18 protein-coding genes are annotated in these 18,247 nt (G+C 49.3%); 5 read left to right on the top strand and 13 right to left on the bottom strand.

Features of this window, described 5'->3' with window-relative positions:
• Window positions 1-85 precede the first annotated feature (85 nt).
• Together MJX74_RS03430 and MJX74_RS03425 are read left to right on the top strand one after the other, a co-directional pair.
• Window positions 86-442, top strand: a complete 357-nt coding sequence (locus MJX74_RS03430) for a VanZ family protein (RefSeq protein WP_240220904.1) — start codon at window positions 86-88, stop codon at window positions 440-442.
• Window positions 409-1,311, top strand: a complete 903-nt coding sequence (locus tag MJX74_RS03425; protein ID WP_240220902.1) for a ketopantoate reductase family protein — start codon at window positions 409-411, stop codon at window positions 1,309-1,311. Before MJX74_RS03430 ends, MJX74_RS03425 begins: the two co-directional genes overlap by 34 nt.
• Here the strand turns inward: MJX74_RS03425 and thiI are convergent.
• From thiI to pomA, 3 genes are all read right to left on the bottom strand, one after another.
• Window positions 1,308-2,780, bottom strand: coding sequence for a tRNA uracil 4-sulfurtransferase ThiI (thiI, locus tag MJX74_RS03420; protein ID WP_240220900.1), 1,473 nt, complete (start codon window positions 2,778-2,780; stop codon window positions 1,308-1,310). The two genes, MJX74_RS03425 and thiI, sit on opposite strands and share 4 nt — an antisense overlap.
• A gap of 91 nt (window positions 2,781-2,871) precedes the next feature.
• Window positions 2,872-3,834 carry a flagellar motor protein MotB gene (locus MJX74_RS03415; protein ID WP_240220898.1) on the bottom strand — a complete coding sequence of 321 codons (963 nt, stop codon included), beginning with the start codon at window positions 3,832-3,834 and terminating at the stop codon, window positions 2,872-2,874.
• A gap of 3 nt (window positions 3,835-3,837) precedes the next feature.
• A complete protein-coding gene (gene pomA / locus MJX74_RS03410) occupies window positions 3,838-4,605 on the bottom strand; it encodes a flagellar motor protein PomA (RefSeq protein ID WP_240220897.1) in 768 nt (255 codons plus the stop codon).
• A gap of 199 nt (window positions 4,606-4,804) precedes the next feature.
• On the opposite strand from pomA, the gene xseB reads away from it, so the two are divergent.
• The 3 genes from xseB to dxs are packed head-to-tail and all read left to right on the top strand — an operon-like array spanning window position 4,805 to window position 7,813.
• Window positions 4,805-5,050 carry an exodeoxyribonuclease VII small subunit gene (xseB, locus tag MJX74_RS03405; RefSeq protein ID WP_068230093.1) on the top strand — a complete coding sequence of 82 codons (246 nt, stop codon included), beginning with the start codon at window positions 4,805-4,807 and terminating at the stop codon, window positions 5,048-5,050.
• 1 nt (window position 5,051) lies between these two features.
• Window positions 5,052-5,939, top strand: a complete 888-nt coding sequence (ispA, locus tag MJX74_RS03400; protein ID WP_240220896.1) for a (2E,6E)-farnesyl diphosphate synthase — start codon at window positions 5,052-5,054, stop codon at window positions 5,937-5,939.
• Window positions 5,940-5,953: 14 nt separating this feature from the next.
• Window positions 5,954-7,813 (top strand): 1-deoxy-D-xylulose-5-phosphate synthase, encoded by a 1,860-nt coding sequence (gene dxs / locus MJX74_RS03395; RefSeq protein WP_240220895.1) that lies wholly within the window; start codon window positions 5,954-5,956, stop codon window positions 7,811-7,813.
• A 40-nt stretch (window positions 7,814-7,853) separates the two neighbouring features.
• Here dxs and MJX74_RS03390 read toward each other — a convergent pair whose 3' ends face one another.
• From MJX74_RS03390 to glyA, 10 genes are all read right to left on the bottom strand, one after another.
• Window positions 7,854-10,886 (bottom strand): ligand-binding sensor domain-containing protein, encoded by a 3,033-nt coding sequence (locus MJX74_RS03390; RefSeq protein WP_240220894.1) that lies wholly within the window; start codon window positions 10,884-10,886, stop codon window positions 7,854-7,856.
• Window positions 10,887-10,912: 26 nt separating this feature from the next.
• Window positions 10,913-11,392: a phosphatidylglycerophosphatase A family protein gene (locus MJX74_RS03385; RefSeq protein WP_240220893.1), complete on the bottom strand. Its 480-nt coding sequence runs from the start codon at window positions 11,390-11,392 to the stop codon at window positions 10,913-10,915.
• Complete coding sequence (gene thiL / locus MJX74_RS03380) at window positions 11,389-12,351, bottom strand: thiamine-phosphate kinase (RefSeq protein ID WP_240220892.1); 963 nt, start codon at window positions 12,349-12,351, stop codon at window positions 11,389-11,391. The genes MJX74_RS03385 and thiL overlap by 4 nt, the downstream gene beginning before the upstream one ends.
• Before the next feature lie 34 nt (window positions 12,352-12,385).
• On the bottom strand, window positions 12,386-12,799 hold the full coding sequence (gene nusB, locus MJX74_RS03375; RefSeq protein ID WP_068230079.1) for a transcription antitermination factor NusB: 414 nt from the start codon (window positions 12,797-12,799) through the stop codon (window positions 12,386-12,388).
• A 17-nt stretch (window positions 12,800-12,816) separates the two neighbouring features.
• The gene (gene ribH, locus MJX74_RS03370; protein WP_068230076.1) at window positions 12,817-13,281 is read right to left on the bottom strand and encodes a 6,7-dimethyl-8-ribityllumazine synthase; all 465 of its coding nucleotides are present in this window, start codon (window positions 13,279-13,281) and stop codon (window positions 12,817-12,819) included.
• Between the two features lie 118 nt (window positions 13,282-13,399).
• Window positions 13,400-14,509: a bifunctional 3,4-dihydroxy-2-butanone-4-phosphate synthase/GTP cyclohydrolase II gene (ribBA, locus tag MJX74_RS03365; RefSeq protein WP_068230072.1), complete on the bottom strand. Its 1,110-nt coding sequence runs from the start codon at window positions 14,507-14,509 to the stop codon at window positions 13,400-13,402.
• Window positions 14,510-14,521: 12 nt separating this feature from the next.
• Window positions 14,522-15,172: a riboflavin synthase gene (locus MJX74_RS03360; RefSeq protein WP_240220890.1), complete on the bottom strand. Its 651-nt coding sequence runs from the start codon at window positions 15,170-15,172 to the stop codon at window positions 14,522-14,524.
• An 11-nt stretch (window positions 15,173-15,183) separates the two neighbouring features.
• Complete coding sequence (gene ribD, locus MJX74_RS03355) at window positions 15,184-16,317, bottom strand: bifunctional diaminohydroxyphosphoribosylaminopyrimidine deaminase/5-amino-6-(5-phosphoribosylamino)uracil reductase RibD (RefSeq protein WP_240220888.1); 1,134 nt, start codon at window positions 16,315-16,317, stop codon at window positions 15,184-15,186.
• The gene (gene nrdR, locus MJX74_RS03350) at window positions 16,317-16,772 is read right to left on the bottom strand and encodes a transcriptional regulator NrdR (protein ID WP_068231240.1); all 456 of its coding nucleotides are present in this window, start codon (window positions 16,770-16,772) and stop codon (window positions 16,317-16,319) included. The genes ribD and nrdR overlap by 1 nt, the downstream gene beginning before the upstream one ends.
• Window positions 16,773-16,866: 94 nt before the next feature.
• A complete protein-coding gene (gene glyA / locus MJX74_RS03345; protein WP_240220886.1) occupies window positions 16,867-18,120 on the bottom strand; it encodes a serine hydroxymethyltransferase in 1,254 nt (417 codons plus the stop codon).
• Window positions 18,121-18,247 lie beyond the last annotated feature (127 nt).

Raw genomic sequence — 18,247 nt, 5'->3', positions numbered from 1 at the left:
TCCTAATCATAAGCCATTCTGTCTGCTGGTGATTATAACCAGAAAACTGCTACAATCCGAGCGCCATATATCTTCGGGGGTCTTTGTGTCGCAAACATTTTATCGCTGGTTGTGTGTTTTTTGCTTTGCCGTGGCTACTGCAAGCTTTTTGGCTGAATTAAGCGGCCACCGAATTGGTGGTGGCATAGCCCATTTAGATAAAGTGGCGCACTTTGGCATTTTTGCTATATTAAGCGCCTTGCTATGGAAAGGCTTTAAATTAAACCCCTGGCTGGCCTTTATATTGCTGGGTGCATACGGCGGTGCTATTGAACTGGCGCAACACTACTTTACCCGCCGTAACGGCGACTGGTGGGATTTACTGGCAGATGTTGTCGGCGTAGTCAGTTTTTATCTGGTGCGGGTCCTGTGGCACAAAATTCGCCCGCGCAGCCAGCGTTAAGCTGGACGGTTGTCGGCCAGGGTGCCATAGGCTTACTGGCTGCCAGCCGTTTTAAACTGGCCGGCTGGCCGGTACAACTCTGGTTAAGACAACCTGCACCGGTTGATATCTGCTTTAATCAGCAACCCCTTCATTTTGCCTACGCTACTGTGCCCCTTACAGCCGTATTAATACCGGTAAAAAGCTATGCTGTGCTCTCTGCGGTACAGGCATTGTTGCCCGTATTGACACCTGATGCTCAACTGGTACTGAGCCACAATGGCATGGCCGCCACAGAACACATTTTACCTTTACTTGGCCCAGCGCAAGGGCTGTGGTTTATCACGACAACCCATGGTGCACTAAAACAAGACGCTACGGTGCACCACACCGGGCAAGGCCAAAGCGTCTTGGCGCCGTTAAACGCGGCAGCGAAAAATCAGCATTTAGCGGTGCAACAGGCGATGGATATAGCCCTTGGGCCGGTTAAGCTAACAGACAATATTCTGCCGTTTTTATGGCACAAGCTGGCAATTAATGCGGTAATAAACCCGCTGACAGCACTGTATAACTGCAACAATGGCGAGCTGGCAAAAGTACAGTATCAACAGCAGATAAATCAGATCCTGACCGAAGTATGCCAAGTGGCAGAAGCGGCAGGTTATCCGCTGCAATACGAAAAAATGCTGGAAAAGGTGCAGCAGGTTATCCAAAGCACGGCGGCGAATTTCTCGTCAATGCAACAGGATATTATCCATAAACGCCGTACCGAAATAGACGCCATCAATGGCTATATCGTTACCCAGGCGGCACGGTATAACATTGCTATGCCGTTTAATACGCAACTGATGCAGCAGGTGCTGCAACTGCAGCACCGTACACGTGACTAGGGCCGGTATACCGCTACGTTGCTAAAGCCCTGATCCTGCAATACCACGGCCTGCAAACGGCTCATAACGCCACGCTCACAGTAAAAATAGTAGTGTTTACTCTGATCAAGGTTAGCAAACTGCGATGCCAGACGGAAAAACGGCAATTCAATCACATCATGTCCGGTCACTGTCAGCGGTTTAATATCGGTTTCTTCCGGGCTGCGAATATCCAGCACTACTGCATCTGAAGGCAGTTGTGCCAGTTCAGTAACCACATGCGCCTGTTGTTCGGCCTGATAATCTACCGTACGGATATCCAGCACTTTTGCCGCTTTTACCGCCTGCTCCAGCACAGTAAAATCAAACTTCTGCTCGTTAGCAAGCACTTCTGACAGCACTGCATTCACTGTGGGTTTTTTCGATATAACACCGCAATATTCCGGCATACTTTTGGCAATATCTTCAGCACCAATTTTGCGGCACATATCGATAATTTCTTGCTTGTCCTGATAAATCAGTGGCCGTAGGATCAACATTTCCGTAACCCGGTCTATCACGTTTAAATTAGTAATGGTTTGGCTGGATACCTGGCCGATACTTTCACCGGTAACGATAGCTTTAATGCCCAGGCTATCAGCAACTTCGCTGGCCGCACGCATCATCATACGCTTGAGTACCACGCCCATTAAGCCATTGTCGATGGTTTCCAGAATCTGATCTACCACCGGGGCAAAGTTGACGCTGACAAATTTCACCTTATGCGACAAACTGTATTTTTGCCAGATATGAAAGGCCATTTCGCGCACACCGGCCTCGTGTGCCGCACCACCGAGGTTAAAAAACAGGTAATGGGTGCGCAGACCTTTGCGAATCATCAGGTAACTGGCCACGGCAGAATCATAGCCACCGGAGATCAGTGATAACACATCTGATTGTGATGGCAGCGGAAAACCGCCCATGCCCTGGTGCATCTTGCGCACCATAATCAGCCGATCTTTTCTGATTTCCAGCGTGACCACCAAATCCGGTTTTTTCAGCTGCACTTTGGCACTGGCAACATGCTGATTTAAGCCACCACCAATATAGCGCTCGGCTTCGATTGAGGAAAATTCATGATTACCACTACGGCGCACGCGCACGCTAAAGGTTTTATGCTCCAGCTGCGGCGCATATACCGCCAGCACCTGCTCAAAAATATCGTGCAATGAGCTGAAACCGCCCGACTGCATCTCAGCAAAATAAACAATACCCGGAATACACCCCAGACGATCAATTAAGCGCTGGCGCAGCGCTTCGTGTTGCACAGCATCATCTGTAGTGTCGCAGCGCACTGTCAGGTGATCGAAGTTATTGCTCACTTCAACACTGGCATCAACCTGCAGCAGGATAGTTTTAAGGTTTCGCTCCAATAACAGCGTTTGGCGTTTGCGCACCGATTTACTTTTAATAGCGATTTCGGGGTGTAATTTGATAAGGAATTCAATCATCAGGCAGCAGCATTGTTTAGCAGGAAAAAAAGTGGCGCAGATTATAGCGGATCTGTACAAAAAGACCTAATCTGCGCACTACTGAAGCTGGTTATGGTTGCTGGCTGGGTGGCTCCAGGCTTATAGGGTCTGACTCTTTAGCTTTACCCTGCATAATAGAAATTTCCACCCTACGGTTGCGCCGCCGCCCCTGATCGGTGTCATTAGGTACTAACGGCTTGGTGTCTGCATGCCCTACTACGACTAAGCGGGTACGGTCAAAGCCAGTTGCTTTTACTATTTCGGTTGCGACTGATACGGCGCGCTTGGCCGACAAATCCCAGTTGTTGCTGTGTAACTCGTCAGATACCTGAATATCATCAGTATGCCCGGTTACGGTAATTTCGCCGGGGACTTCGTTTAGCAAAGTCCCAATACGCTGTACTATCGGTTTAAACCTGGGTTGTAAAAAGGATGAACCCGATGGGAATGAGCCGTTTTCACGAATACGGATAATAATTTGCTGGCCCAGAGATTCCAGCTCTATAGCGCCATCAACAATTTGCTGTTGCAATTGCTCGGCCAGCTTTTTCACCATTTCATTGGTTTGCTCCTGCGCAGCCTGTGCTTCGGCTGCTGCCGCCGCAGATTCACCATCCATAATTTCTTCAGCATTACTAACCGACTGGCCACCGCTTAAGTCTTCGCGCTGCTCTTGTCGCCCGCCAGCAGAATCTTCCTCGCCAGCCTGAAATTCAATTACCTGCTGGGTAATTTCAATCGTTTGCTGTTGCAAAGTTTCAATAGGCGTTGGATCGGGGCGACCAGGGCGAAACTCCATCGCAATTACGCTGGTGCCTTTGGGAATATCTTCTACTTCAATTTTATTTTGCACACCAAAGGCAAATTTCATTGAGCCGGCAATCTGTTTAAACTTCAGCACATCCATTTCTGAAAATGCCAGCAGCAGGACGAAAAAGCACATTAACAGCGCCATTAAATCGGCAAAAGTACCCATATACGCCGGTAAACCCGGTGGTGGGCATTTGCATTCTTCTTCTGCTTGATCACTCATACATTACTCCGCCGGGACTACTTCGCGTTTACCCTGCGCTAAATAATTACGCAATATACCTTCAATCACTTTCGGGTTCTGGCCATCCTGAATACCCAGTATCGCATCGAGAATTAATTGGTTATTCATCTTTTCCTGCTGATTACGAATAGCCAGTTTATCAGCCAGTGGTATGGCTATCACGTTGGCAATAAAAGCGCCATACAAAGTGGTTAACAACGCCACGGCCATTGCCGGCCCTATCGCTTTAGGATCGTCCATATTAGAAAGCATGGCTACCAAGCCAACCAGAGTACCTATCATGCCCATGGCCGGTGCCACGTCACCAAGGCTTTTAAAAATGGCAATGGCGGTTTCATGACGTTTTTCCGTCAGGCTAATATCTTTTAATAAAGTGGCCCGAACCACATCAGCGTCATGCCCATCTACCAACATATTTACCCCTTTTTGCATAAAAGCATTCGGGATCTCAGCTTCTTCCAGCGCTAAAAAGCCGCCCTTACGGGCCGAGTCGGCTAACTGTACCGCCTTTTCAATTAACTCTTCCGGCGATTCAATTTTAAACATAAAGGCTTTAACGGCAGCTTTGCCGGAGCCAAAAAACTGGCTAAGAGTGAACTTGGAAATAACTACAAAGATGGAGCCACCAAAAACGATCAATACAGACACGGTATCAGCAAACATGCCGACGTTGCCGCTACTACCTAACACCATCGCCATGACAATAAAACCAATTGCACCTAACATACCAACTAGGGTAGCTAAATCCACTTTACTCTCCTTAATTGCAACAATACTGCACCAGCTATCTGTACAAGTTTATCTTAGACGATAGTTGTTTATCGACAACCATGCAGAATGATTAAGCATAAATTACGTAAAATTATCAATTTAGCCTTTCACATCCGCTTTCTGATTGACCATAATAGCCTGCTAAGGTACCTTTGCGCACACTTTTTCCGGGGGTAGTATGAGCAAGAAAAAAGCAGATTTAAGCCAGTTCGAACAAACCTTGTCTGAACTTGAGCTTATTGTGCAGCAACTGGAGCAAGGCGAGCTATCGCTGGATCAGTCGTTGCAACAATTTGAACGCGGCATTACCCTCGCCCGGCAAAGCCAGCAACTGTTGCAAGCAGCAGAGCAAAAAGTACAGATCCTGATGCAGCAACAACAACAGGAATCATTATTACCTTTTGACCCGCCAGCAGGAGAATAAGGTGCAACCTGAACGTTTAGCGTTATACCAGCAGCGGGTCGAACAACATTTACAGCAACAGTTAAGCAACCGCACTGTTACTGATCCGCGGCTGTTGTCTGCTATGTCTTACAGCTTATTGCTGGGCGGTAAAAGAGTACGGCCTTTTTTGGTGTACAGCTGCGGCACTATGCTTGGTGCCAGCCTGCATGATTTAGACGGCCCGGCAGCAGCGCTGGAAGCCTTGCACAGTTACTCGCTTATTCACGACGACTTACCGGCGATGGATAACGACGATTTACGCCGTGGCAAACCAACCTGTCACAGAGCTTTTGATGAAGCCACTGCCATACTGGCAGGCGATGCGTTGCAAACACTGGCTTTTGAGATATTAAGCGCACACCCTTATCAGCAGGTAGATAGCTGCAATATCGTAAAAATGTTGCAACAGCTGTCACAGGCCGCAGGTTACAGCGGTATGTGCGGTGGCCAGGCGATAGATTTAGCCCAAACTAACCAGCACACCAGCCTGGCGCAGCTTGAACAAATGCACAGGCTAAAAACCGGCGCCCTGATTGAATCTGCAGTACATCTGGCCTGGTTGTGCAGCAAGCGGCAAAATTTAGCAGAGCGCGATGCTTTAGTGCAGTTCGCCCAAGCTTTAGGGCTGGCATTTCAGGTGCAGGATGATATTCTCGACATTGAAAGCGACACCAGCACACTTGGCAAGCCACAGGGGTCCGATACCAAGGCAAACAAATCAACCTACCCGGCATTACTGGGGCTGGATAATGCCAAAGCCAAAGCACAGCAATTATATCAGGATGCACTGAACGCTCTGGCTAGCTTACCGTATAACACTGATGAGCTACGCGCCTTTGCGCAGTATATTATCGAACGCAGGTTTTAACACAGGCATGGATTATGGCGTTAGATATTAACGATTACCCGTTATTAGCCAAGGCTAATTTACCCGAGCAGCTGCGTCAGCTGCCACAGGACAAACTGCCCGCACTCAGTGACGAGTTGCGCAGTTACTTATTGCAAAGTGTCAGCCAGAGCAGCGGCCACTTTGCCTCAGGTTTAGGCACGGTAGAGCTTACCGTCGCTTTGCATTATGTGTATAACACCCCGTTTGATCGCTTGATTTGGGATGTTGGCCATCAGGCTTATCCGCATAAAATTCTGACCGGCCGGGCTGAGCGTATGCATACCATTCGCCAGAAAGATGGCTTGCACCCTTTCCCCTACCGTGAAGAAAGCGAATACGATGTGTTGTCTGTCGGCCACTCCAGCACGTCAATCAGTGCTGCTTTAGGTATGGCGATTGCCGCTCAGCAGGCACGCAATAACCGTAAAGTTGTTGCCGTCATTGGTGATGGCGCTATTACCGCCGGTATGGCCTTTGAAGCACTAAACCATGCTGGCGAAGTACGGCCTGACATGCTGGTTATTCTGAATGACAATGAAATGTCGATATCAGAAAACGTTGGCGCGTTAAACCGCTATTTTGCCCGTATTTTATCCGGCAGCTTTTACACCAGCCTGCGCGAAGGCGGTAAAAAGATTTTAAGTGGTGTGCCGCCGCTGCATGAACTGGCCAGCCGTGCTGAAGAGCACTTTAAAGGCATGGTTACGCCAGGCACCTTTTTTGAAGAGCTGGGTTTTAACTATATAGGCCCAATTGATGGTCACGACGTACTGGGGCTGGTAGATACCATCCGCAATATGCGTAATTTAAAAGGGCCGCAGCTGCTGCATATTGTCACTAAAAAAGGCAAAGGTTATGCCCCGGCAGAAGCCGACCCTATTGGCTATCATGCCGTGTCTAAATTTAATCCGGATGATAAAAAGCAACCGGCGAAAAAGGCCGGCCGTCCCAGTTTTTCGAATATCTTTGGCAACTGGATATGCGATATGGCAGCGCAGGATGAACGCTTACAGGCCATTACGCCTGCTATGCGGGAAGGCTCTGACTTAGTCCGGTTTTCTAAAAGCTACCCTAAACGCTATTTCGATGTCGCCATTGCCGAGCAGCATGCTGTAACGCTGGCCGCAGGTATGGCCATTGAAGGCTTAAAGCCGGTAGTGGCTATTTACTCCAGTTTTTTGCAGCGCGGTTATGATCAATTGATCCATGACGTAGCCCTGCAAAACCTTGATGTGCTGTTTGCGGTTGACCGTGCTGGCGTAGTCGGTGCCGATGGCCCAACCCATCAGGGGGCTTTTGATATCAGCTTTATGCGCTGCATTCCGAATATGGTGGTTATGACGCCATCAGACGAAGATGAATGCCGCCAGATGCTATATACCGGCTATCAGTATCAGGGACCTGCAGCAGTGCGTTATCCGCGCGGCAGTGGTACCGGTATTGATGCCCAGCAGCAAATGCAATTGCTGCAACTGGGTAAAGCCAAAGTGGTACGCCAGGGTGAGAATGTCGCCATACTGGCTTTTGGCCCGCTGTTAAGTGCCTGTCAGCATGCAGCAGAGCAGTTAAACGCCACTCTGGTAGATATGCGTTTTGTCAAACCACTTGATGAAAGCTTGTTAACTGAGCTGGCACAAAGCCATCAGCTGTTTGTCACGGTTGAAGACAATGCCATAACCGGTGGGGCCGGTTCAGCCATTAATGAGTTTATTGCTAAAGCCCGGCTGGCGGTGCAAAGCCTGAACCTGGGTTTGCCGGATCACTTTATTAAGCATGGCAGCCAGGAAGAAATTTATACTGAGCTGGCGCTGGACAACAACGGTATTCTTGCCAGTATCCAACAACGGCTTTAACCGTTAACACCACTAAAAACCCGCTGCTAACAAACCGTTATCAGCGGGTATTATTCAGCTCAAAATGCGCCAACCCGGCAGCCAGTAGACGCTCTACCTGTGCTTCAACATGCGATGAGTCTTCAAATTCAAACGCATCAACCTGCTGATCAAAGTGAATAGTCGCTACACCATTTTTACCCGCATGCTTAACATGATATAGCGCCATTTCAGATAGCTGTAACGACACTTCCCAGTTAATCAACTGCCCGCCAAGTAATTCTAACGGGTAGACAGCATAGCCCACTGAGCAGGTTAAGCGGGTGCGATGCCCGTCAGGTAAATTAAACACCGTTTTAGCCACCAGCTCATTCAGGCGATAACTAAACTGCTCTACCAGCTCAAGCGGTATATCACGCAGCACCAGGACAAACTCTTCACCGGCAAAGCGTACAACATAATCTGAGCCACGTGTTTCACGGATCAGCAAACCGGCTACCTGTTGAATACAGCTATCACCAGCACTGTTACCAAACTGGTCATTAACCTGTTTAAAGTTATCCAGATCCAGATGAATTAACGCCACGCATTTACCTTGCGTTTGCATAGACTCACGGTTGCGCTGAAAGTGTTCAATGTCTTTTGGCAACTGTTCAAACATAAAACGACGGTTACGCAGACCGGTTAAACTGTCTTTGTGGGTTAGTAATGCCAGTTGTTCATTTAACTCATTTAGTTTCAGGTTACTGTTTTCCAGCTCTTGTGTACGCTGCTTTACCAGGCGTTCCAGCTGTTGTTGCTGATGTACAGTATTGCGCCTTAACAGCCAGATCAGGCCGTACAGACAAAACAAAAATAGCACCAGCCATAAGCCACGGTATACCAGCGTTTCGTCAAAGCGCTTGGGTACCACCAGTTCAAGGTCCTGTGTTTGCGCAGCAGCCCAGGGTTCATTCTCCAGCCGGGTTTGTACGCGAAACACAAAACGTCCGGGTTCCAGGTTAGTGTAAACGGCTTCACGCCGGTCTGCAGCGTCATGCCAGCTATGTTCAAAGCCGGTTAACTGATAACGAAACTGTAAAGCAGCCGGTTTGATAAATTCCAGCGCAGAGTATTTAATGCTGATGTTGCGATCATCCAGCTCTAATACCAAACGTTGCTGCTCGGCGGTAAGAACATAAGTTTGCTGGCCCTGCACCAGTTTAATTACCGGCTGTACGGGCTTATCGGCTTTACGGTTAAGCTCCGCCGGCACGGCCACCAGGCCCTTTAATGTAGGGTACCAATACTGCTGCTGCCATAATGCAACCTTGGCATGGCCAGCGCCGTTACAGCAGCGCCCGGGTACAGTGCCCAACTGGCGATCATGTGGCCCCAGCACATCTTCGATTGGCAGGTTATCCAGATTTGGCCGGTCAAGCTCTGCCGCGCGTAAACGAAAAATGCCTTTGTGGCTGCTGATCCAGATATAATCTGTTGCGCCATCGTATGTCATGCTGACTACCGGGCTGTGCGGTAGCCCGTTAGCGGTATGCAACTGATACCAGCTGTTGTCGGCACGACGAATAAAGATGCCGTCATCCAGCGTACTGGCCAGTAAATGGCCGTTGGGTAATAACTGTAAGGCAGTAATGTAACTGTTGTACAACGCCGTGCCCACGCCCAACCGGCTAAGGCGTTGCTGTTCGTACTGATATAAGCCACGGGTAGTGCCAAAGACCAGTTGCTTATCGTTTTGCTGCAACACGGTAATATGGCGGGATTCCAGCTCAGTGTTCAACGCAAAAGGTGTCAGCGTATTATGCTGGTAATGCACCAGCCCCATCACACCGCCAATCCATAGACCACCATTTATATCCGCTTGCAGCACTCTTACGGCAAAGCCTTTTAAGCTATCAAACTGTGTCGTAAGCTGCTTGGTATCCCGCTGATATGCCAGAATACCGTTGTCAGTACCAAGCCATAAATGGTTGGCATCTGACCAGTAAATGTCGTGCACAGTGCCGCTGCCCAACTGTTCAGCATTGATCAGGCTGTGGTATTGACCATCAGCTGTTAACTCACCAATATCCGACTGCCCGGCCACCAACAATGTATCTGAGGGCGTAACGGCGACACTGCGTACCACAGCGTCTGGCTGAAACGGTACTACCCGGCGAATATTTCCTACTGCTGCGCGGTATAGGCCATCGCTGAAACTGGCCAACCAGATATTGTTATCACGGTCTTCAAAAATATCACTAAACCAAGGATAACTACCCAGTTCGTCGCCGGTAATATGCTGCCAGGGCTGTTTGGCGTGTTTATGAAATAATTTACGGTGGGCTGATATCCAACTATTACCACGGCTGTCACGCAGTAGTTTGTATACTGCAGTGCTGTTTTGATCCGGCAGCTGACACTTTTGTACCTCGCTAGTGGCAACATCCAGGTGATAAAACCCAGACTCACCTGCAATATGTAAACCTTTTTCGGTCCAGTACAAATCATAAACAGGCGTTTGAATAAGCTCGGCCGGTAAGGTGTAGCTTTTTACATTTCCGTCCAGATCCATGCGGTACAGCTGCTCAGACCCCATAATCCAGATGTGCTCACCCACCAGCTCCAGTTGGCTTACCTGCGAAAGCACCTGCTCTACCCGGCTGACATGGCCATTGTGGATACGAAATAAATGATCAGCTGCCACCCAGATTTCACCGGGGCGGACTTCAATAATAGCAGTAACTTCAGAGAGGATCTGATAACGTTCAAACTGTAATGTCAGCGGGTCAACCCCCGACAGGCCAGACTTGGTGCCCACCCACATATAGCCCTGGCTGTCATGTAGCAGGCGGGTAACGCTATTGCTGGCCAGATGGCGATGGGTTTCTTTGGTAAAATGCTCAAACTGCACGCCGTCAAAGCGATTCAGGCCATACAGAGTCCCTAACCAGATAAACCCTTGCGAATCCTGGCTGACAGAACGTACTGAATTGCTGGACAGGCCATCGGCACTGTTCCAGTGCTTGATATCAAAATCATATACCGATGGTTGGTTGTACGCATACAAAGTAAGAGGACACAACAATAAAAACAACAGTAAGGCTTTTTTCATTGATGCACTCTCTTTTTTATCTTGCATTAGCCCAGTGGTAAAAACGACAGTAACAATTGCAACACAATAAGCGCAGCGACACCGGCCGCAATATCATCAAGCATAATGCCAATACCGCCGCCCAGATGGCGATCCAGCAAGCTTATTGGCCAAGGTTTTACAATATCAAACAGACGAAATAAGACAAACCCCAGTAAAAACGTCTGCCAGTGCAGCGGGGCCCACAGCATGGTAATGCCATAGCCAACAATTTCGTCCCACACTATAGCGCTATGGTCATGAGTTTCCATTTCAGTCGCTGTCTGGCCACAGATATAGATACCAAGCACACTGCCAATAACAACAAAGGTTAACAGCCAAATATTGCCAGCCCACAGCAACAGCGCCACCAATGGCACCGCTGCCAGCGTGCCAAATGTACCCGGCGCTACCGGCGATAAGCCACTGCCAAAACCCACGGCAAGAAATTGATGCCACTTTCTGAGGTTAAACTTCAGTTCGTTCATAAGAAATGTTTAAAGCCATTATGCTGGTAGTTAAACGGTTGTTCGCCCTGCTTCAGCTCCAGCTTACCGGCAGCACCGGTAACACGACCGATACAGCTAACGCCAATACCGTAGGGTGACAGCAATACATCCAGCGAACCGCGCCGGGCTTCTGGTACGGTAAACAACAGTTCGTAGTCTTCACCGCCAGATAACGCCAGTTGTATCGCCGTGGCGCTATCGCAACTGTCTTTAACCGCTTGCGACAGTGGCAAACGGGCAACATCAATACTGGCCCCCACTGCTGAGCGTTTCATAATATGCTGAATATCGCTATACAGACCATCAGATAAATCCATGGCACTGCTGGCAATATTCCTCAGCGCCTGGCCAAGTGCAACCCGGGCTGAAGGATAATGAAAACGTTGCAGAATATGGGTCTGATGCTTTTTACTGACTTCATGCAGTCCCTGACACAGTTTCAGCCCCAGAGCAGCGTCACCTAAAGTGCCGGTAACATAAATATAATCGCCTACTTTGGCGCCGCTGCGAGTCAGTGCTTTACCTCGCGGCACTATGCCTTTGGCTATCATGGTCAGGCTAAGTGGGCCACGGGTGGTGTCGCCGCCAATTAACTGACAATTGTAGTATTCAGCGGTTTCGTGTAAGCCAGCGGCAAAGGCTGCCACCCAGGGCTCATCCACGGCCGGCAATGTCAGCGCCAGCGATAACCAGGCTGGCTCTGCGCCCATGGCGGCTAAATCACTGACATTTACGGTCACTAGTTTGTGACCCAGCGCACGGGGCTCATCATCAGGAAAAAAGTGCGTACCTACCACCATAGTGTCGGTGGTAACCACTAAGTCATAGCCATCACGCACCTGCAGTACAGCACCATCATCACCAACACCGATAGCACTGTCAGCGCGTTTGGCGCCACAGTTGGCAAAATAGCGGGAAATGAGTTCGAATTCACCCATAAAACTAAGAAGCCGACTGATGCCGGCTCTCCTTTTAACTTGGACGCAGTACGCGTACGGCTTTATCCAGAATGCCGTTAACGAACTTATGGCTGTCGTCGGCGGCGAACGCTTTGGCCAGCTCAATAGCTTCGTTGATAATCACCTTATACGGAACATCAAGACGGTATTTCAGCTCGTAAGCTGACACCCGCAATATGGCTTTTTCAACAAAATCAATTTCATCGAACGGCCGATCTAAATAAGGTTTTAATGCTTCATCCAGTACCGCATGGTTTTTTACCACACCACGCACCAGATCCTGAAAATAGCCAACATCGAGATGTTTAACGTTGGTTTCTAATAATAGTTGTTGCTCAATATCTGCAATAGGGTTTTTGCTGACATGCCAGCTGTATATTCCCTGTACTGCAAGTGACCGTGACTGACGACGGGCATTAGGTTTCATCTGTGCGTCTCTTCCTGTTACAGCTTGGCCAGCAGGTTAACCATTTCCAGCGTAGACATGGCAGCTTCGCTACCTTTGTTACCGGCTTTGGTTCCTGCGCGCTCAATGGCTTGCTCAATGCTGTCTACCGTGAGTACACCAAAAGCTACCGGAATGTCATGTTGCATCATTACCTGGGCAATACCTTTAGTACATTCACCGGATACATATTCAAAATGTGGCGTACCACCGCGGATAACTGCACCCAGGGCAATAATGCCGTCATATTTTTTACTGGCAGCAACACGCTGCACCGCCAGCGGCAATTCAAAGGCGCCCGGTACACGGATCACGGTGATATCCTGCTCTGCTACGTTGCCAATACGCTGCAATGTGTCGGTTGCACCGCTTAATAAGCTCTCAACAATAAAGCTGTTAAACCGCGCTACGACTAACGCAAACTTCTTACCGTTGGCAGAAAACCCTGCTTCAATAACCTGCATAAGTTGCCCTTAAAATCTGACCGCTGAAAATTAGCCGTGCATAATAGCACAACACTGCTTAAACCGGCATAGTCTTTGTTATGTTGGCTGACGCTTTCTTTGTAAGCCGGTAGCACGGTTATTCGCTAACGTAATCCACTACTTCCAGGCCAAAACCAGACAACGCATGGTACTTTTTCGGCTGGCTGAGTAAGCGCATTTTCTTCACCCCCAGACTGGCCAGAATTTGCGAGCCCACTCCCACATTACGTGAGGTACCTTTCCACGGAGCACTGCGCGGCTTTTCACCTTTATCTTCGGCTTCAAATGCCTGTACTGTGCGGATAAGCTCGTCGGTAGATTCATGCTTACCAAGTAACACCAACACGCCACCATCTTTGGCAATACGTGCCATGGCGGTATGCAATGGAAAACTGCGATTTGCTGCCCGGTCGGCCATTAATAAATCACTGAAGGTATCATGCAAATGCACCCGCACTAAGGTCGGCTCATCGGCGCTGATGTCACCTTTTACCAAAGCAAAATGAATTTGGTTATCAATAGTATCTTTAAAGGTAACCAGCTTAAACTCACCCACTTCGGTAGGTAATTGGCAACTGGCCACTTGCTCAATGGTGGTTTCATTTAAGTTGCGGTATTCAATTAAATCAGCAATAGTACCAATTTTAATACCGTGCTTTTGCGCAAACAGCTCTAAATCAGGCCGCCGCGCCATGGTGCCATCGTCGTTTAGTACTTCAACAATGACCGCGGCAGGTTCAAGCCCGGCTAAACGGGCAAGATCACAACCGGCCTCGGTATGACCGGCGCGCACCAACACACCGCCATCTTGTGCCATCAACGGAAAAATATGCCCAGGCTGCACAATATCGGTGGGCCTGGCATCGCGTGCCACTGCCGCTTTAACAGTGCGGGCACGGTCTGCTGCTGAAATACCGGTAGTAACGCCTTCTGCTGCTTCAATTGACACGGTAAAGTTAGTAGAAAACGGCGATTTATTCGCATCAACCATCAACGGTAAAGCTAATTGTGTACAGCGCTTTTTCGTCAGCGTTAAGCAAATTAAACCGCGGCCATGGGTAGCCATAAAATTAATCGCTTCGGGCGTAACATATTCTGCCGCCATCACCAGATCGCCTTCGTTTTCGCGATCTTCATCGTCCATCAGCACCACCATTTTGCCCTGGCGGATGTCTTCAATAATTTCAGCAGGAGTATTCAGTTGCATAACAAACCTTATTTATAAAAAACCACGCTGAGCCAACAGCGCCATACTGACACCGCTACTGGCGCTGCCATTGTCTTTACTGAGTAAACGTTCCAGGTAACGGGCAATTAAATCTACCTCCAGATGTACCTTAGAACCTACTTTAAGCTGGGAAATGGTAGTTTGCTCTGCCGTATGCGGCACTATGGTAAGCCTGAAGGCATCATTGCTCAGCTCATTTACCGTCAGGCTGACACCATCAATAGTGACAGAGCCTTTAGCGGCAATATAATGCGCCAGTGCTTTGGGCAACGTAAGCCAGATGTGCCAGGCGCGGCCGCTGGCCTCAATTTTGGTTACGCTACTAACACCATCGACATGGCCGCTGACTAAATGCCCGCCCATGCGCGTTGTAGGTAGCATGGCTTTTTCCAGATTAATCAGCTGCCCGGTTTTATAGTGGCCAAACAGGGTGTGAGCCAGTGTTTCTGATGACACATCAGCATCAAAGCTGTGCTTACCCAGTTTGGTTACCGTTAAACACACGCCGTTACTGGCAATGCTATCGCCCAGCTTTACGTCAGAAAAGTCCAGGCTCTGGCTATCGATAGTGATTGTGATATCAGTACCTCGCTGCTGTATCGCACTGAGCTTGCCTGTAGCTACAATAATACCTGTAAACATAGGTTATCCCGTTATCCGATTGGCGCAGGGTTTAGCGTGGCCGTAAGGCGGATATCCGACCCAACCATACGTATGTCTGTCCAGCTTAATTCAGGCACCTGCGCCAGAGCAGTAAACTGGGGCAGCACTGCCAGCGGCTGAGCTGTGCTACCCAGCAGCTTTGGTGCTATATACACTATCAGCTCATCCACCAGATTTAACTGTAATAAGGTACCGGCCAATGTAGCCCCCGCCTCTACCCACAAGGTGTTGACATTTTCGCGCAGTGCTAGGTGTTCCAGCAGTGCCACTAAATCAAATTGCGCATTGTTATCTAAAGGGCAATGAATTTGTCTGGCGATATTGGGCAGTTGCCGCGAGTTTTCAACCTTACTGACACAGAGTAATACTTCGCCACCGTCATTAAATATAGCCTGGCGCTGATCGAGTACACCGTTTCGGTCCAGAATCACCCGCTTGGGCTGGCGCAGTTCGCCACTTTCCAGTGCTGTCACGCTTTGCAGCAGTTGTTCAGCACGTAAATTCAACCGGGCATTGTCGGCCAGCACTGTCGTAGCGGTAGATAAAATAGCACAGCTTTGTGCGCGGTAATGCTGCACATCTGAGCGGGCGGCAGCGCCGGTTAACCATTTACTGTCGCCGTTAGCCAGCGCGGTGCGCCCGTCTAAACTGGCAGCCAGTTTTAGCTGCACATAGGGGCGTTTGCGCTCCATCCGGCTTAAAAAGCCCGGATTTAATGCCCGTGCCTGTGCTTCGAGTAGCCCTACATCAACCTGAATACCGGCAGAGCGCAGCATAGCCACGCCACGCCCGGCTACCTGTGGGTTCGGGTCCTGCATCGCGACTACTACGCGGGCAACACCGGCAGCAATCAATGCCTCAGCACAAGGTGGCGTGCGGCCATAATGGCTACATGGCTCAAGCGTGACATAACAGGTGGCGCCTTTGGCTGCACTGCCGGCTTCACGCAGAGCAAACACTTCGGCATGGGGCCCACCGGCTTGTTTATGATAACCAGAGCCAACAACTACACCGTTTTGTACCAGCACTGCGCCGACATTCGGGTTTGGGCTGGTGGTGTAACGACCAAGCTCAGCCAGACGAATGGCCTGGGCCATAAAAGTGGTATCAGCGGCGCTAAACATCAGGCTTTTTCCCCTAAGCGGGCAATTTCTTCGCCAAATTCGCGGATATCTTTAAACGAGCGGTATACAGAAGCAAAGCGCACATAAGCGACTTTATCTACTTTAACCAGCTCATCCATAATCAGGTTGCCCAGCAACTGACTACCCACTTCCCGCTCGCCGGTGGCACGTAACTGAGACTTAATTTTATTGATCAGCTGTTCAATTTGCTCGGTGGATACCGGCCGCTTTTCCAGAGACCGCAGCAAGCCGCTGCGCAGCTTATCTTCGTTAAAGGGCTCACGCGAGCCATCGCGTTTAATAATGCGCGGCATCACCAGTTCGGCTGACTCAAAGGTAGTAAAGCGCTCATGGCAAGCAAGGCATTCACGCCGCCGGCGCACCTGATGGCCATCGGCCACCAGGCGTGAGTCAATTACCTTGGTATCGTCTGCATTACAAAACGGACAGTACATGATAGAAATCCTGCTAAGATGCCCAAAAGCCAAAAAGAAAGGGCCAGATAAAGAAATGGCCGCAATAGCGGCCATCATAGCACTTAATCAGTGTTTACGCATAAACCGGGAAGCGGCTGCACAGCTCAGATACCTGGCCACGCACTTTATCAATAACACCGGCATCGCCTCGGCTGTCCAGCACGTCACAAATAAAGTTTGCTACAGTACGCGCTTCTGCTTCGTTAAAACCGCGACGGGTAATAGCCGGGGTGCCAATGCGCAAACCAGAGGTAACAAACGGCGAGCGCGGGTCATTTGGCACTGAGTTTTTATTTACGGTAATGTGTGCTTGGCCTAACCAGGCATCAGCCTCTTTACCGGTAATATCTTTGTCAATTAAATCCATCAGGAACAAATGGTTCTGTGTACCACCAGAAACCACTTTGTAACCGCGTTGCTGCATGGCATCACACATCGCTACAGCGTTTTTCAATACCTGCTGCTGATAGGTTTTAAATTCAGGTTGCAGTGCCTCTTTAAAGGCTACCGCTTTTGCAGCAATAACGTGCATTAACGGGCCGCCCTGGCCACCGGGGAATACCGCTGAATTCAGCTTTTTCTCAATTTCTTCGTTCTTACGCGCTAAAATTAAACCACCGCGCGGGCCTGCCAACGTTTTATGTGTGGTAGTCGTCACCACATCAGCTACCGGTACCGGGTTCGGATATAAACCAGCGGCCACTAAGCCAGCAACATGGGCCATATCTACCATCAGGTAAGCACCTACTTTGTCTGCAATATCACGAAACCGTTGCCAGTCAACAATACCAGAATAGGCCGAGAAACCGGCAATAATCAGTTTTGGCTTGTGCTCAAGTGCTAGTGCTTCAGCCTGGTCATAATCAATTACGCCGGTATCTGGGTGCAGACCGTACTGCACAGCTTTATACAGTTTACCGGATGAGCTGACATGGGCGCCGTGAGTTAAGTGGCCACCATGAGCCAGGCTCATGCCTAAAATAGTGTCACCTGCATTTAACAGCGCCAGAAATACCGCAGAGTTAGCCTGTGAGCCGGAGTGTGGTTGCACGTTAGCGTAATCTGCACCGAACAGTTCTTTAGCGCGGGCAATCGCCAGATCTTCAGCAACGTCGACATACTCACAACCACCGTAGTAGCGTTTATGTGGGTAACCTTCAGCATATTTATTGGTCAGCTGAGAGCCTTGCGCCTGCAATACGCGTGGGCTGGCATAGTTTTCTGACGCGATAAGCTCGATATGGGCTTCCTGACGGTCATTTTCATCGGTTATCGCTTGCCATAATTGTGGGTCAAAATCGGCAATATTCATATCACGCTTTAACATGCTCTCTCCTGGCGCGGCTTGCACGCGTAGTCTTAATCAAATTCAGCTGAATCAAAACTGGCTTAGTAAAATTTGGCCGCCATTCTACCTTTAAAAACGACTTTATGCACTCTCAACTTAGCCATCT

The organism is Rheinheimera hassiensis (assembly GCF_022436675.1).
Lineage (GTDB): Bacteria > Pseudomonadota > Gammaproteobacteria > Enterobacterales > Alteromonadaceae > Alishewanella > Alishewanella hassiensis.
Note: the sequence above shows the minus strand (reverse complement) of the source record. Positions and strands in the feature narration are given on the sequence as shown.

What these genes read in the sequence shown, in the direction of transcription:
- ribBA (WP_068230072.1), bottom strand. Translation starts at nt 14,509, where the DNA reads ATGCAACTGAATACTCCTGCTGAAATTATTGAAGACATCCGCCAGGGC.
- MJX74_RS03385 (WP_240220893.1), bottom strand. Translation starts at nt 11,392, where the DNA reads ATGAACGAACTGAAGTTTAACCTCAGAAAGTGGCATCAATTTCTTGCC.
- thiL (WP_240220892.1), bottom strand. Translation starts at nt 12,351, where the DNA reads ATGGGTGAATTCGAACTCATTTCCCGCTATTTTGCCAACTGTGGCGCC.
- MJX74_RS03390 (WP_240220894.1), bottom strand. Translation starts at nt 10,886, where the DNA reads ATGAAAAAAGCCTTACTGTTGTTTTTATTGTTGTGTCCTCTTACTTTG.
- ribD (WP_240220888.1), bottom strand. Translation starts at nt 16,317, where the DNA reads ATGTTTAGCGCCGCTGATACCACTTTTATGGCCCAGGCCATTCGTCTG.
- nusB (WP_068230079.1), bottom strand. Translation starts at nt 12,799, where the DNA reads ATGAAACCTAATGCCCGTCGTCAGTCACGGTCACTTGCAGTACAGGGA.
- xseB (WP_068230093.1), top strand. Translation starts at nt 4,805, where the DNA reads ATGAGCAAGAAAAAAGCAGATTTAAGCCAGTTCGAACAAACCTTGTCT.
- MJX74_RS03415 (WP_240220898.1), bottom strand. Translation starts at nt 3,834, where the DNA reads ATGAGTGATCAAGCAGAAGAAGAATGCAAATGCCCACCACCGGGTTTA.
- ribH (WP_068230076.1), bottom strand. Translation starts at nt 13,281, where the DNA reads ATGCAGGTTATTGAAGCAGGGTTTTCTGCCAACGGTAAGAAGTTTGCG.
- dxs (WP_240220895.1), top strand. Translation starts at nt 5,954, where the DNA reads ATGGCGTTAGATATTAACGATTACCCGTTATTAGCCAAGGCTAATTTA.
- thiI (WP_240220900.1), bottom strand. Translation starts at nt 2,780, where the DNA reads ATGATTGAATTCCTTATCAAATTACACCCCGAAATCGCTATTAAAAGT.
- glyA (WP_240220886.1), bottom strand. Translation starts at nt 18,120, where the DNA reads ATGTTAAAGCGTGATATGAATATTGCCGATTTTGACCCACAATTATGG.
- MJX74_RS03360 (WP_240220890.1), bottom strand. Translation starts at nt 15,172, where the DNA reads ATGTTTACAGGTATTATTGTAGCTACAGGCAAGCTCAGTGCGATACAG.
- nrdR (WP_068231240.1), bottom strand. Translation starts at nt 16,772, where the DNA reads ATGTACTGTCCGTTTTGTAATGCAGACGATACCAAGGTAATTGACTCA.